Below are 15370 nucleotides of genomic sequence, written 5' to 3'. Positions count from 1 at the left end.
GTCACCGGGTGTCACCGACCACCCGCCACCGGCTCACCGGCGACGTAGACGTCGGCGCCGTCCAGACGGGTCTGCGGGTCGAGGAGCATGCCCGCCTCGGCGTCGTGCTCGTCGACCGACTCGTCGAAGCGACGGTTCGGCGGTCGCTGGTAGGCGGGCTCGCCACCGCAGATCGACTGCAGGAAGCGCTGACTGCCCTGGCGGGTCCGCTCGTCGGCGCGCTGACGGTAGGCGTCGCGCTCCTCCGGGTTCAGCGAGGCGATGAACGCCTCCGGGTGCACCACCGCGATCAGTCCGGACACGTGACCGAAGCCGAGGCTGGTCAGCAGGCCGGCCTTGAGCGGGAACCGCTCGCCGAGCTGCAGCGTCTCCCGCGGCCACACCAGGTGCGGGTACTCGGCCATCTTGTCGTCGACACAGTCGAGGCTGCGGTTGGGCGGGATCACGCCGTCGCGCAGGATCTGGCACAGGCCGATGAGCTGGAAGGCCGCCGCGCCGCCCTTGGCGTGACCGGTCAGCGACTTCTGCGACACCACGAACAGCGGTGCGCCCTTGCCGCGGCCGATGGCCGCCGCGAGCCGCTCGTGCAGTTCGGACTCGTTCGGATCGTTCGCCTTGGTGGAGGTGTCGTGCTTGGACACGACCGCCACGTCGTCGGCGCTGACGCCGAGCGAACCGAGCGCACGTGCCAGCGGCGAGGACAGCGACCCGCGAGCCGCGCCCAGGGCACCGAGACCCGGAGCCGGGATCGAGGTGTGCACACCGTCGCCGAAGCTCTGCGCCCACGCGACCACACCGAGCACCGGCAGACCCATCTCGGCCGCGACATCGCCGCGGGCGAGCAGGATCGTGCCGCCGCCGGCCGACTCGACGAACCCGCCGCGTCGGCGGTCGTTGGCACGCGAGAACCGGCGATCGTCGATGCCACGCGCGGTCATCTTCGCCGAGTCGGCGGTCGCCGACATCGCGCCGAAGCCGACGATGCCCTCGATACCCAGGTCGTCGAAGCCGCCCGCCACCGCGAACAGCGCCTTGCCGAGGCGGATCTTGTCGACGCCCTCCTCGACCGACACCGCGGCGGTCGCACATGCCGCCACCGGGTGGATCATCGCGCCGTAGCTTCCGACATACGACTGGACCACGTGTGCCGCAACGATGTTCGGCAGGGCCTCCTGCAGGATGTCGTTGGCGTTGGCCTCGCCCAGCAGGGTGTTGACGTACAGGTCGCGCATGGAGGTCATGCCGCCCATACCGGTGCCCTGCGTGTTGGCGACCAGACCGGGGTGCACCCAGCGCATCAGTTCGCTCGGCGTGAAGCCCGACGACAGGAAGGCGTCGACCGTGGCCACCAGGTTCCACAGGGCGACCCGGTCGATCGACTCGACCATGTCGGGGCTGACACCCCAGCGGGTCGGGTCGAAACCGGTCGGGATCTGCCCGCCCACGGTCCGGGTCAGCGCGAACTGGCGCGGAACGCGGATCTCGGTGCCCGCCAACCGGGTGACCTGCCAGTCGCCGTCGGCGTTCTGCGTGACCCGGGTCTTCTCCGGGTTGGCACTGGCGAATGCTCGCGCCTCGGCCTCGGAGTTGACCGTGAAGGTCAGGTCCTCGTCGACGAAGACCGAGGTCAGCAGCGGCGAGGTGTTGTCGACCATCGCCCCGTCGTCGGCGTAGCGGCGGATACCGCAGCGGGCGACGACCTCGTCGTGGTACCGCTCGGCGATCTCGCTCTCCGGCACCGGGTCTCCGGACGCGGTGTCGTACCAGCCCGGCTTCGGCGCCGAATCCCAGTGCACCAGTCCGGTGTTCCAGGCGAGCTCGAGAACGCCTGCGGCCGACAGCTTCTCGTCGACCTCCATCTCGAAGCGGGTGCGGGCCGAACCGAACGGGCCGAGCTCGCCGGCACCCACGATGACCACGAGGTCCTCGGGTCGGGCATCGATCGACGGCCACTGCGGACGCATCGCCTTCGGGGCGCGCGCCGGTGCCGGCAGCGCCGCGACGGTCGTCGCCGACTCCTCGTCGGTGTCCGCGGACTCCTCGGCGGTCGCCGCCGCGGTGGCCGCGAGCGCCTTGAGGTCGGTCGAGCTGTCCAGCCCGCCGGTGAAGTCGGCCAGGATCGGCGCACTCACCGCGGCCGACCGCTGCTCGGGACTGCACAGCGTGAGCAGGTTCGCCGCCATCTCGTCGGTGCTCCAAGTGCGCACACCCGCCGCCTCGACCGCGTCGACCATCCCGTCGTTGTGACCCATCAGCCCGGTGCCGCGAACCCAGCCGATCAGGGCGTGGGCGAGCGTCGTCTTGGAACCCCAGGACTCCTCGGCCGACCAGCGCTGCACGAGCGCGTCGAGCGAGGCCTTGCTCTCGCCGTAGGCACCGTCGCCGCCGAACATGCCGCGGTTCGGCGAACCGGGCAACACGACGTGCACGCGGGCGGCGATGTCGTGATCGGAATGGACGTCGGCGAGACCGCCGATGAGCCGCTCCACCGACCAGAGGAGCACCTTCATCTCCAGCTCGGCGCGACCGCCGGCGTCGGTGAGATCACCGGCGACCCGAGGTGCGGCGAACGGGAACAGCAGCGTCGGCTTCATCGCCGGCTTCACCACTGCCGTTGTGCCACCGAGGTTCTCCGTCTGCTCCCCCGCGAGCCAGCCGACGAGGTCGTCGACATCGGCGTACGACGCCATGTTCGCCGGGGCGATCCACAGCGCGGCACCGGCCCGGGCGTTCTCGCGGTACAGCTTCTTGTAGAAGGCGAGACGGTCGGAGTTCAGGCGCGACGTCGTGGCGACCACGGTCGCGCCGCCGGCCAGCAGCCCGGCGACCACGCCGGCGGCGATCGAACCCTTGCTGGCACCGGTCACCACGGCGATCTCGCGGCTGTAGGCACCCTTCTCGGGATTCTCCGCAGCGTGCGCGATCGCGCCGAAGACGCGGCCGTGCACGGCGTTTCCGTTCGCGAGGGCCTTGCCCTGCCACCAGGTGGCGTGGTCGGCGACGGTGTCACCGGCTCCGGCGAACCCGCCGACGATGGTGTCGAAGTCGGCGTCGAGGTCCTGCTCGTCGGTCAGCCAGAGTCGGACGAGATCCTCACGGGCGGTTGCCCACCGGTCGTCGATGAGGACGACCTTGGCCGCGTCGAAGGCCGGCGCCACCGTACGGGCCCAGTCCGACCCGAGTTCGGCGCTGACCAGCTCGGCGAGCTCGGCGTTCGGGTCGGCCGCGGCCTCGGCGAGATCGGCGACCTCGGCGAGTCCGAGCTTGTCCAGCAGGGTGTACGCGGCCGAGGCCAGCGCGCCGGACCGGCCGGTGATCTGCTCGGTGAACTCTCCCAGCGCCGCGGCGTCGACCGTTGCGCCACCACCGGATTCGGCGGCCGGCTTGCCGACCGGGATGCCCTTGACCGCACCCACCGCGGACACGGCCTTGTCGATGAGGGCGTCGAGGGAATCGGTGTTCGTCAGCGGGCCGTCGAGCAGATTGCCCAGCGCCTCGCCGCGGACGGACGCGCCGTCCCTGGTGCCCAGCGCCAGCGCGACGGTGGTGTGCAGACCCCACCCCGGACCCAGCTGCCACACACCCGACACGCGGTCGGTGATGTAGTTCTGGCGCTTACCCAGCGGGCCGAGCACCTTGCGGACCTGGTCGCTGACCGCATCGGTGAGCACCGCACCCAGCGGCCGGTAGCCACGGGCGAGGGTCTCCACGGTCGACGACAGCGCGGTCATGTCGGCTTCGGCGGCACCGTCGATGGCGCCGAGTCCGAGCTCGCCGCCGATGTCGAGGAGCAGCTGGTTACGACGCGACGACACACCGTCGCAGAGCGCCTCGATCGTGTCCGCGGACCCGATCTGGTCGACGCGCATCTTGGTCCACAGCGCGATCACGGACTTCACCGCATCCGACGGCGTGAACGCGATGTCGTCGGGACGCGGGCCGGCGGCGGGTGCCGCCGGTGCCGCGGGAGCAGCAGGCGCGGGCGCCGCCGCGGCGGCCGGAGCCGCGTCCGCCGCCGACGTCTCGGCCGCTGCGGGAACGTCGAGCTCGTCCTCGTCGGGCTCGTGCCCGGCGTCCTTGGCCAGGATCGTGTCGGTGTCGCGCTCGACGTTGAGCACCTCGGTGGTGGCCGCGGCGTAGTCGTCGAGCTTGAGGGTGTTGGTGGCCAGACCCGACAGCGTCGGGGCGCCCTTCAGACCGATCTCGACGAAGCGCTGGACTCCCAGCCCGTTCCGCTCGGGACCGCTGAACAGCAGTTCCTGGGTCTCGATCCACCGCACCGGGCTGGCGAACTGCCAGGCGAGCAGCTCGATCAGGATCACCCGGGCCAGTTCGTTCGGGGTCGCCTCCCAGGCGTCCCAGTCGGCGAGGACCTCGTTCAGCGGATCCGACGGCACCAGCGCCGCGATCTCCTCCACGAAGTCGCGTCCGAGGTTGAACAGGCGCGGCACCAGGTTGGGGATGTACCGACCGATCAGGATGTCGATGTCGATGTCGGCGGGCAGCAGCTCGGCGAGCTTACCGCGGAACTCCGGGACCCCGGCGCGCAGCACGCTCGAGTGGAACGGGACGTCGATGCCCGGGATCAGGATGAACGCGCGCTTGCCCCCGAACTCCGCACGCCGCCGGTCGATCTCGGCCTCGAGCAGTTCGAGACCGCGAACCGTGCCGGCGATCGCGTACTGCGAGCCGAGGAGGTTGAGGTTGACGACCTCGAGGAACTCGCCGCCCGCGGCGCCCACGCCGGACACGAAGTCGGTGACCTCGGCGTCGGCCAGACCGAACTGGCTCGGCCGGATGGCGGCCATCCGATAGTCACTGCGCCCCTGCTCATCTCGCGGGACGAGGTGATGCATGGCCTCGCCGCGCTGGAACACGACTTCGAGGACGGCCTCGAGCGGGAGGACGCCGGCGCATGCGGCGAGCGCGTTGTACTCACCGACCGAGTGGCCACACGTGATGGCACCCTCGACGAAGCCACCGGACTCCTTGAGCTCGGCGATCTGCGCGACACCGAGCGTCGCCATGGCGACCTGGGTGAACTGCGTCAGGTACAGCACGCCGTCGGGGTGGTTATAGGTGGTCCCGTTGGCGACGAGCGTCGTCGGGTTGTCGCGGACGACGGCGAGGATCGAGAAGCCCAACGCCGCACGGGTGTGCTTGTCGGCACGATCCCAGATCTTGCGGGCGGCCTTCGACCGCGAGCGGGCGTCGAGTCCCATGCCCTTGCTCTGGATGCCCTGGCCGGGGAACGCGTAGACGGTCCGCGGCGCGGCGAGCAGGCCGGTCGCGCTCATCACGAGGTTGTCGCCGACCTTGGCGCTGACCTCGACGACCTCGCGGCCGTTGTCGAGACCCACGCGGTCGACGCGCACCGAGATGCGGTCACCGAGCCGGACCATGCCGAGATAGCGTGCGGTCCAGCCGATCAGCGGACGCGGCGACGGCGTCGGATTCTTCGCGTCGGTCGCGGTGACGACCTGCTGCGCGGCGGCCGACAGCCACATCCCGTGGACGATCGGGTCGCCGAGACCGGCCAGCTTGGCGGCTGCGGCGTCGGTGTGGATGGGGTTGCGGTCACCGGACACGACGGCGAAACCGGTCATCCGGTTCGGCGCGGTGATGGTGGCCGTCCGGAGCAGCTTGCGGGTGGCCGACTGTTCGGCGGCGGGTGCACCGCCGGCCCGGGCCGGGTCGGTGAGCTCGGCGGCGCCCAGACGTCCACGGATCGCGAAACGCTCCTCGAGCGTCGCGACCGGGCCGGCTGGTCCGGCGATCTCCACCGTGACCTCGACGACACGACCGACGTCGGCATCCCGGACCGCGCCGGTCCGCGCGGTGACGGTCAGGTCGGCCGCGGTGGCGGGGATCTCGCCGGCCAGCGCGATCGCGTGATCGAGGTGGACCAGGTCGAGCAGACCCTCGACGACCGGGTCACCGGAATCGGTGCGGGCGGCGCCGATGACGCTGAACACGCTCGGCCAGCACGCGCCGACCAGGGTGTCGGGCACGGCGAAACCGAACGGGTCGGTCGGGGTGGTCGGACGCAGGTGCGGCGGCAGCGAGAAACCGGTGACCGCAGCGTGATCGGCGACCGAGTCCGGCTGCCAGGAGACGGTCGTGACCGACACGCCATCGGTCACCTCGGCCAGGCTGCCGCCGGCGGCCACGGTGAGGATCTCGCGCATCGCGGTCGACGCGTCGTCGAGGCCGACCAGCGGCGAACCACCGTCGCGCAGGCTCTCGCCGGCCAGCAGCGGGATACGCACGGAAGCGCCCGAGATGGGGACGACGAGGTCGAAACGGGTGGCGTCGGAGTCGGCGGAGACCTGCTCCAGGACGGCGCCGCTGACGGCGTGTTCGGCCCGCTCGGGTCCGACCACGGTCCAGGCGTCGCGATCGCCGAGCAGCGCGATCGGGCTCGCCACGATCCGGCCGGCCCAGCTGACGTCGTCGGACTCCAGCACCGAGGTCAGCACGCCGGCTTCCTCGGCCAGCCCGGCCCGGTGCCGGGAGGCGACGGCGACCGGGCGCTCCCCGGAGGCCTGCAGATCGGACGCGACACGGGCCTCGAACCGATCGAGCAGTTCACCCACGGGCTCGTCGACGCGGGTGATGCCCGCGACGGCGACCGGCCCCGGGATGACGCAGACCGCGTCGGCGCCGTAGCGCGGATCGTGGGCCTGCCACAGGGAGTCACTGCGCCACCAGCGGCGTACGTCCTTGTCGATCACCGGCACGAAGTTGACGGGCTTGCCCGGGGTGCGGCACAGCTCCAGGAAGAACGCGACGTCCGCGGGATGCAGGATGTCGGTGTCGATCTCGGGGTACACGCTGCCGAGCGCGTCGATTGCGGCATACGCATCGGCGGCGGCGGTGACCTCGGCGAACATCGTCGGGATGGGCCCGGAGTCCTGCGGGTGCATGCGCGCCTCGGTGCGCTGCAGCATCTCCACGAAGCGCTGCTGCCAGGTGATGTCGGCCCACGGGGCCTGCTCGCCCCGAGCGTCACCGACGGCCAGCGCGGCGTACCGGTCGAGCCACTCGCGGTAGGTCATGGTGGCGACGTCGCCGAAGTACGGCTTCGCGGTGTCGGCCATCGCGGCGATGATCTCGTCGCGGCGGGCCGACACGGCTTCGGCGTCACCGGCGACCTCGTCCAGCAGCCGGCCGCAGCGCGACGCGGTGTTGTCGACCTCGTGGATGTCGGCGCCGAGCTGGGAACGGCCCGAGGCCATTCCGGCGGTGGCGTGACCGGCACCGATCCACTCGTCGATACCGACGGTGTCGACGAGGAGTTGCTTGACCTCGGGGGTGGTCGTCGCTTCCTTTGCCGCCATCGCCGCGGTGCCGATGAGGATGCCGTCCAGCGGCATGGCCGGGTAGCCGTGGGCGGCCGCCCAGGTGCCGGTGAGGTATTCGCTGGCGCGTTCGGGTGTCCCGATGCCGCCGCCGACGCAGATCACGACGTTGGGGCGGGCGCGGAGCTCACCGTAGGTCGCGATCAGCAGGTCGTCGAGGTCCTCCCACGAGTGGTGGCCACCGGCGCGGCCGCCCTCGATCTGGACGATGATCGGGTGGTGCGGCACTTCGGCCGCGATGCGCACCACGGACCGGATCTGCTCGACGGTGCCGGGCTTGAAGGCGACGAAACGCAGTCCGGCCTCGACGAACTCGTCGACGAGCGCGACGGCGTCCTCGAGCTCGGGGATACCGGCGGAGACGATCACGCCGTCGAGCGGGGCGCCCTGCGCACGCGCCTTCTGCACGATGCGCTTGCCGCCGAGCTGCAGCTTCCACAGATACGGGTCGAGGAACAGCGCGTTGAACTGCGCCTCGCGGCCCGGCTCGAGCAGGTCGGTGAGGGTGGCGATGTTGCGCGCGAAGATCTCCTCGGTGACCTGACCACCGCCGGCCAGCTCCGCCCAGTGCCCGGCGTTGGCCGCGGCGGCGACGATGGCCGGGTCGACTGTCGTCGGCGTCATGCCGGCGAGCAGCATCGGCGAACGACCCGTGAGGCGGGTGAAGGAGGTCTCGACGACGGTGCGGCCGTCGGGCAGCTCGACGAGGGTCGGTGCGAACTGCGACCACGGGGTGGCGACCTCGGGGACGCCGCCCGGGCTGAAGAGGTTGCGCTGTCCGACGCGCAGGGCCGCCGGAACCAGTCCGACGCCCTGCCCGCGGACGAGCGATGCGGTCAGACGGGTGGCGATGTCCCCGGGACCGAAGTCCAGGACCCACTTGGCGCCGCCGGCGACGATCTCGTCGACCGACGCGACCCAGTCGACGTGGCCGACGAGGATGTCATGGGCGTGACGGGTGGCGAGGTCCCGGTCGATGCCGCAGCGATCGGCCCACTGGCCGACCAGCTCGACGGCCTCGGCCATCGCGGGGTGGTGGAACGCGACCGACACCTGCAGCTGGTCGAACTTCGGCGCGAACGGTGCCCCACCGGTGACCTTGCGCTTGCGCTCGTCGGCCTCGGTCGCGGCGATCCGATCACAGAGGGCGGCGAACGCGGCGAGGTGCCGCGGCGCGCCGGACAGCACGACCGCGGTGCGGCTGTTCTTGATGGCGACGACCGGCGCGGTCGCCAGATCGTCTTCGTGCAGACCGTCCCGGTACCGGGCCAGGATCTCGTCGACGCGAGCCGGGCTGATGTTCGTCAGGGCGAGCATCGGGGTGCCGTCGGTGGTCACGCCCAGACCGCGGCGACGCGCGATCAGCGAGCCGGCGGCACCGATGAGGTGCGCCACGGCCAGCAGCAGACCCTGACCGGACTCGGCGGTCCGGCCCTCGGCGCCGACCGCGTCGGTGGCCAGCGACCCCTGGGAATGCCCGACCACGGCATTCGGCGGGAGCACGGCGGTGTCCAGACCCTGCTTGCGGAGCGCCTCCACGGCGGCGAGCTGGGTGAGCAGCACACCCGGGCCGGAGAGGGTGAAGTCGGCGAGAGCAGCCTCGGCGGGGACGTCGTCTCCCGCGTCGTGCGCGTGGACCCAGGTGAGCGGGTGGAACCCGGACACGCGTGCCACGACGAGCTCGTCGGCGACCGGCTCGACCAGACGCTCGGCGGCGTCGACGATCGTGGCGACACGGTGCTCGAGGTCGGCGTCGACGACCAGCTCGGTCAGCGTGGGCAGCCACGCGCCGCCCTGCCCGCCGAAGCTGATCGCATAGGGCTCGCCCTGCGTGAGCCGCTCGATGAGCGTGGTGGTGGGGCGTTCTGCGTTGGCGGCGCCCTGCGAGCCGGAGCGGAACTGGTCGACTGTCACGGATACTCCTCTGTGGTGGTCGGTCAGAGTGTGGATTTGCGGAGTGTGTAGGTGCGGTAGATGTCGGGGGTGTTGTGCAGTTGGTGTGGATCTCGGTCACGAGAAACGCTGTCAGCACCCGGGTTTCGTGCGCTGCCGTGAAAGGACTCGTCGACGGCGCGCGCACGACCGGCCGCCATGGCGACACTGCCGGGCCGAGCTAGCTGGTACAACAAATGAACACGCCTGCTGCACAACAGCATTGACGACAACCGACTCGTCGGGAGCCGGCGTCGGCGTGAACGTGACTCCTATGATGACACACGAAAGTGAGGGAACCCTCATGTTTGGCGGTGACCTGTCGGTATACCGGCCAGTAACCGCGCCGGTAACTTAGGGGACCATGTCAACCGGCATGGGAAGGGTCCGAAAAGCGCCAGGCCAGGCAACATACCCGGCGGTATGCCGATGGCCGAGTCTTCGCTCGGTCAACCGTTATGGAAACGTTATGTGATGTGAAGCACCCGCCGCGCGTCGTGACCCGACATGATCGGACAGCGAGTGACCTAGAGTCGGCCGCATGAGCAGTTGCATCTTCTGCGCCATCGTCGCGGGCACATCCCCGGGGCGCATCGTCTACTCCGACGACGACGTGGTCGGCTTTCTCGACATCCGGCCCATCACCCGCGGACACACCCTCCTCGTACCCCGCGTCCACTCCGCCGGCCTCGACGACCTGGACCCGACGATCGGTGCCGCGCTCTTCCGCGCCGGCCAGCGACTGGCGACCGCGATGAAGACCGGGCCGATGTCGGCCGACGGTGTGAACCTGGCGGTGAACGACGGCCGAGCAGCCTTCCAGACCGTATTCCACACCCATCTGCACGTCGTGCCCCGGCACGACGGCGACAAGCTCAGCTTCGCCAAGGGCTTCCTCGTCCGCCGCGACTCCGACCCCGACGAGACCGCCGCCCTGGTCCGCGCCTGCATCGAGTCCGCCGGATGACCTTCGCCGGGCCGCCCGGCGCGGACTCCGGTACACCGATCCCGGCCGCGGTCACCGACCTCGTGCGCCGCGCGGAGTGGATCACGGTGTTCAGCGGCGCGGGCATGTCGGCCGAGAGCGGCATCGCGACCTTCCGGGACGTCCAGACCGGGTTGTGGGAGAAGTTCGACCCGGCCGAACTCGCCACCCCCGAGGCGTGGGCACGTGACCCGGCACTGGTCTGGGGATGGTACCGCTGGCGCGCCCGCGAAGTGCTTGCCGCGCAACCCAATGCCGGCCACCTCGCACTCGCCGAACTCGCCGCCTCACGCACCGTCATGGTCGTGACGCAGAATGTCGACGACCTCCACGAACGGGCCGGTAGCGACGTCGTCAGCCATCTGCACGGCAGTTTGTTCGCCCCCAGGTGTTCGGTCTGCGGGACCCCTTACGACGGACCCGGTGCGCGCCCCGATCCTGCCGACGACCAGCCCGGCGCGGCGTCGGACGACCCCCGTGTGGTCCCGCCCACCTGCCCGCGCTGCGGTGGGGCCGTGCGGCCCGGCATCGTCTGGTTCGGCGAAGCACTGCCCGAATCGGACTGGCAGCGTGCGGATCAGGCGTTTCGCGCGTCGGAGCTGGTGCTCGTGGTGGGTACCAGCGGGATCGTCTACCCGGCGGCCGCATTGCCCGAACGAGCGGTTCGCGCGGGCATCCCGGTCATCGAGTTCAACCCCGCGCCGTCCGCTCTCTCCGACGTCGTGACCCACAGCCTGCGGATGCCGGCCGCGGTCGGCCTGCCCGCGCTGCTCAGATCACTCGGCTGACCGACGGCGTCGGCGGGCCCGGCGGCAGAGGTGCGTCACTCCCCCGCGGTCAGGTCGATCGGTTGCCACCTGACGGCGTCCCGCACCGCGCTGTCCTGACTCTGCACCGCCACGAGCGAACCCGGCTTGCATCCGCGCTCGTCGAGGACGGTCGCGACGTGATCCAGGACGCGATCGGGATCGAGTTCGAACTCCGACTCCCGCACCCGCACGAATTGCCAACCGCAGCGGCGCAATTCACGCTCACGCTCCAGATCCGACCGTGCCTGCTGCCCGGTCCCGGCGAACTCGTCGGCATCGCATTCGACGGCCATGCGCGCGTCGGCCCCCAACACGACCAGATCGACGACCCGGTTGTTGACCGTGACCTTCGGGCTCACGTGATAGCCGAGTGCCGTCAGACGGTTGAACACCCGCTGCTCGAGGAGGTTGTCGAACGGGGGCACGCGGCGATCGTCGGGGACGTCACTGGGCATCGCCCCGATCGAGGGTCCCTCGTTGGCCGTGACATAGGACAGCATCGAGTAACGAAGATCGTTGGGCCGCAACTCGTCGAGACCGATCGAGTGGAACAGCCACAGCTGGTCCATGGCACGCGTCGCCGCGACGTTGACTCGGCGTTGGGACTCCGCCCGGCTCAGCGCCGAGATCGCGCCGGCGTCCGAGACGACCATCGACAGGAAGACCACGCGTCGCTCGTCGCCCTGGAAGTCCGGCGGGGACCCGACCCGGATACGCCGCGAACGCCAGGTGTCGGAGTCGATCTCGGCGCGTAGCGCCGTCTCGATCGCCTCGACCTGCTTGACGCCCTGCAACGCGATCACGCCGAAGTCCAGTCCGTCGTAGGCCGGATCGGCCAGACAACCTCGTAAGGCCTCGACGATCGCGGCCACCTCGGCGTCGTTGGTGACACCGTTGCCGGTTCCCGTCGCGGTCCCCTCGACCGCGACCGCCCGCAGCGGTTCGAGCCGGTCGGAACCGTACTGGCGCACCGGGATCAGCGGCGCGGAGCCGTAGAACTGGCGCGACGAGAACTCGATGATCTCCGGCATGGACCGGAAATGCTCGCGCAGACCGACGACGTTGCCGAATCGGCTGCGCAGCAACGAGAACAGACTCGACCGGGGCGTCAGCCCGTCGCGGAGGTAGGTCGGCAGATCGGGCAGCGCGGCATCGAGCTCGGCGAACGCCGAATCGAGTGTGGTGCCGCCCAGACCGGCGGGCGCGCACTGCTTGTCGTCGCCGACCACGATCACCCGCGGCGCCAGCCAGAGGAGGAAGGCACTCGTGATGTCGGCCTGCGACGCCTCGTCGACGATGACCACATCGAAGGAGTTGCGGCGCGGCGGCAGCGTCTCGGCCACCTGACTGATCGACATGATCCAGGCGGGGACGGCGTTCTGCGCCTCCACCATGGCCTCGCGCGCCGCGCGCCGGAAGCGATTGGCGTGCTTGCCCGATCCCTTGCCCAGGTTGATCATGTGGTCGCGATAGGACTGAACGGCCTGCAGCTCGCCGGCGGTGGTGCGCGCCAGCAACTCCCGGATGGCACGCGCGGACGCGAGACGGGTGGTCAGGGACGCGATGTCGACCTCGATCGCGTCGAGCGAGGACTGCAACCGGTCCTCGGCGAACGGATCACTACGGTCCTGTGCCCACGTGTGGGCGAACCGCCATGCCCACGCCGCACCCATGTCCCGAGCGCGCTCGATCCAGATCGGATCCCGCGCGCTCGCCCACATGGTCTTCGCGAGTTCGGGTGCGCGGCTGCGCAGTCGGAGTCCGAGCAACTCGAGGGCGTTCTGCTGCTCGGCCTCGGCCGCGGCGGCCGCGAACGCGCGGCGCGCGTCCCGGATCGCGGACGGGTCGGCCGTGCCGAGTGCCGAGACCAGCGCGTCCCCCTCCGGAGACGGCCCCTTCTCGAGTTCGGTCGTCAGTCCGTACACATGGTCGGCGAGCTCCTGCTCGGCGAGGACCGCGTCGTTGGCAGCGGCGACCGATCGCGCCTGATGAGCGACCTCGGCCACCTCGGCGACGGTGCGCGGCCTCGGCCCGCCAGGACTGACCGCCTCGAGTTCCCGCACCAGGTGTTCGCGCCCGGTGAGCAGCCGCGAGATCCATGTCAGCTGGGTGTCGAGGCGGACGAGGTGGTCGAGCTGTGCCGACCGCGAGCCCGAGGCGTCGACCGGGACGTGCAGGTCCGCGAGGATGCGATGCACCTGGTGGGTCGCGTCGACGACGGTGAGGTGATCGGCGACCCGGCGGAGCGTCGCCTCGTCCCGGGGCGGGCGACCGTCCACCGTGGCCCGCACCGGCGCGTCTTCCAGTGCGCGCTGCTGGGGTGAACGACGCAGCCGTCCCCGCCACTGTCCGCCGTCGCGCAGGTAGTCGGCAGCGGCGTCGAACAGTGCGGCGTCCCCGGGCCGGTTCCCGTCGACGACGACGGTGTGCGCACCCAGGTCACGATCCCGGCGAGCCGCCTCGGCGATGACCGGGGACAACGTCGTCACACGCGACCACAGATGTGCGGCTCTCCCGGCGAGCAGCCGGTCAGCCATGTCGATGATCGGATCCGGGTACGAGGCCACCTCGCCGGAGGCCACCGCCAGGTCATCGCAGATGTCCTTGATCCGGACCAGCCGGGCGCTGTCGACCCCGTCGAGCACGGACATCAGTGTCCCGGCACCGGCCATCGGCTCGCGGGGCCGGGCGGCGATCCGATCGCAGATCGCGTCCATCTCCCCCGGCTCGGGCAGGTGGTCGTCCAGGTCGACGAAGCGCTGCGTGAGACGCGAATCGGAGCCCCCGGTGCTCGCGAGCAACTCCGCCAGCCGGACGAACTCGGCCGAGTCCAGCGGCGGAACGGCGCCGTGGACCGGACCCGGCAGCCAGTCGAACGCGGCGGCGTCGGCCCGCACCCGTCGGACGATCTGCGCCGGAGAGCCGCGGTAGTCCCCCGCGACCCATTCGTGGATCTCGGTCTCGTCCGCACGCAGGTCCCACAGTTCGCGCAGCGTCTGATCTCGTTGCCGCAGAGCGTGATCCCGGCGTGCAGCCAGATCCGCTATCTCGGCGTCCGCGACGCTCGGGGTGAACGACGCCTTGCGTTCGGCGAGCTCGGTCACCGCGTCGACAATGCCCTCGGAACTGTCCTGGGAGACATCGGCGATCGACACCGTGAGTGCCCGCAGCGCGGGCGGCAGCATGTCCCGGAGCACGTGGAGCGCGTGAGCCTTCTCGCTCACCACCAGGACGCGCTGACCTTTCGCCAGCAGCGCCGACATCACGTTGGCGATGGTGTGTGTCTTACCGGTGCCGGGCGGACCCTCGACCACCACGCCGCTGTCGGCGCCGAGCCAGGCGAGCACGTCGCGCTGTTCGACGTTGGACGGCAGCGGGAACAGCGCATCGGCGACCAGCTCCGCGGGCTCGAGGACGCCGGGCGCGCGAAGTGCGGCGAGTCGGTCGGCGGCCTCGATCGGCCGGACGAGCTGCGCCAGTCCGACCGGCACCTGCGAGGTCTCGTCCCGCAGGTCGGCGATGATGGCGTCGTAGAAGGCGAGCGAGCTCTCCACCCCTCGGCGGCGCAGGACAACAGCCGGCCGGGCCTCGACCTCGAGGCTCACCCGTGCCGTGTCGACAACGATCGCCTCGCGCCACTCGGCCATCAGCTCGGTGGTCTTCGGAGACAGCACAGAGGTCTGCGCGGACAACTTGCCGCGGATCTTGACCGCTCCCGCGAGATCGAGTCCGTCCACCGCGGCCAGGAGATGCGTGTCGTGCACGGCCGGCGACGAACCCGCGCCGAGGGACAGCCGGATCGTGTCGTCCTCGTCGCGATCGACGACGAGCGCCTGGGTGAGAAGGTGCTCCCGGACGATCGGCGCGGCGTCGTCGTCCGCGGCATCTCGTACCGTGACCAGCGCTGAGGCGACGACGAGCTCGAGCTCCTCGGGATTGTCGACAAGCGCGTCGACGAGGGCGCCGAGCCGGGAAGACGCAGAATCCGGTGACCCGGCGTCGGGCGCCTCGTGCTGGAGCTCCACCACCACCTGGCCTGGAAGGGCATTCGAGCGCACGGGCACCGATGTGGACGGACCGACCCAGACGTGACCGGGATGGTCGGTGATGTCGTGGACGTCACCGGAGCGGGACCGGACGAGGTCGGCCAGAAACGTCATCAGCCGGGTGACCTGATCGCGCAGCATCTCGCGAGCGTCATCCTGCATACCGATGTGTTCCTCTCGTGGCCGGCGACTCCTACGCTACAAGACGCTGGTCAGAGGAACCCGCGCAGTCGCGCG

General features: G+C 70.7%; 4 protein-coding genes. 2 read left to right on the top strand and 2 right to left on the bottom strand.

Features of this window, described 5'->3' with window-relative positions; translation table 11 throughout:
* Positions 1-11 precede the first annotated feature (11 nt).
* Positions 12-9275: a fatty acid synthase subunit beta domain-containing protein gene (locus tag AC3B5T_RS16580; RefSeq protein ID WP_488357751.1), complete on the bottom strand. Its 9264-nt coding sequence runs from the start codon at positions 9273-9275 to the stop codon at positions 12-14.
* Positions 9276-9834: 559 nt separating this feature from the next.
* Here AC3B5T_RS16580 and AC3B5T_RS16575 point away from each other — a divergent pair.
* Positions 9835-10260, top strand: coding sequence for an HIT family protein (locus tag AC3B5T_RS16575; RefSeq protein WP_010841677.1), 426 nt, complete (start codon positions 9835-9837; stop codon positions 10258-10260).
* The gene (locus AC3B5T_RS16570) at positions 10257-11066 is read left to right on the top strand and encodes an SIR2 family NAD-dependent protein deacylase (protein WP_488357750.1); all 810 of its coding nucleotides are present in this window, start codon (positions 10257-10259) and stop codon (positions 11064-11066) included. Before AC3B5T_RS16575 ends, AC3B5T_RS16570 begins: the two co-directional genes overlap by 4 nt.
* Positions 11067-11101: 35 nt before the next feature.
* On the opposite strand, the gene AC3B5T_RS16565 is transcribed toward AC3B5T_RS16570, so the two are convergent.
* On the bottom strand, positions 11102-15295 hold the full coding sequence (locus tag AC3B5T_RS16565) for an AAA domain-containing protein (RefSeq protein ID WP_488357749.1): 4194 nt from the start codon (positions 15293-15295) through the stop codon (positions 11102-11104).
* Positions 15296-15370: the final 75 nt, after the last annotated feature.

The organism is Gordonia sp. G4, assembly GCF_057770005.1.
This window is presented reverse-complemented; position numbering and strand designations above follow the sequence as displayed.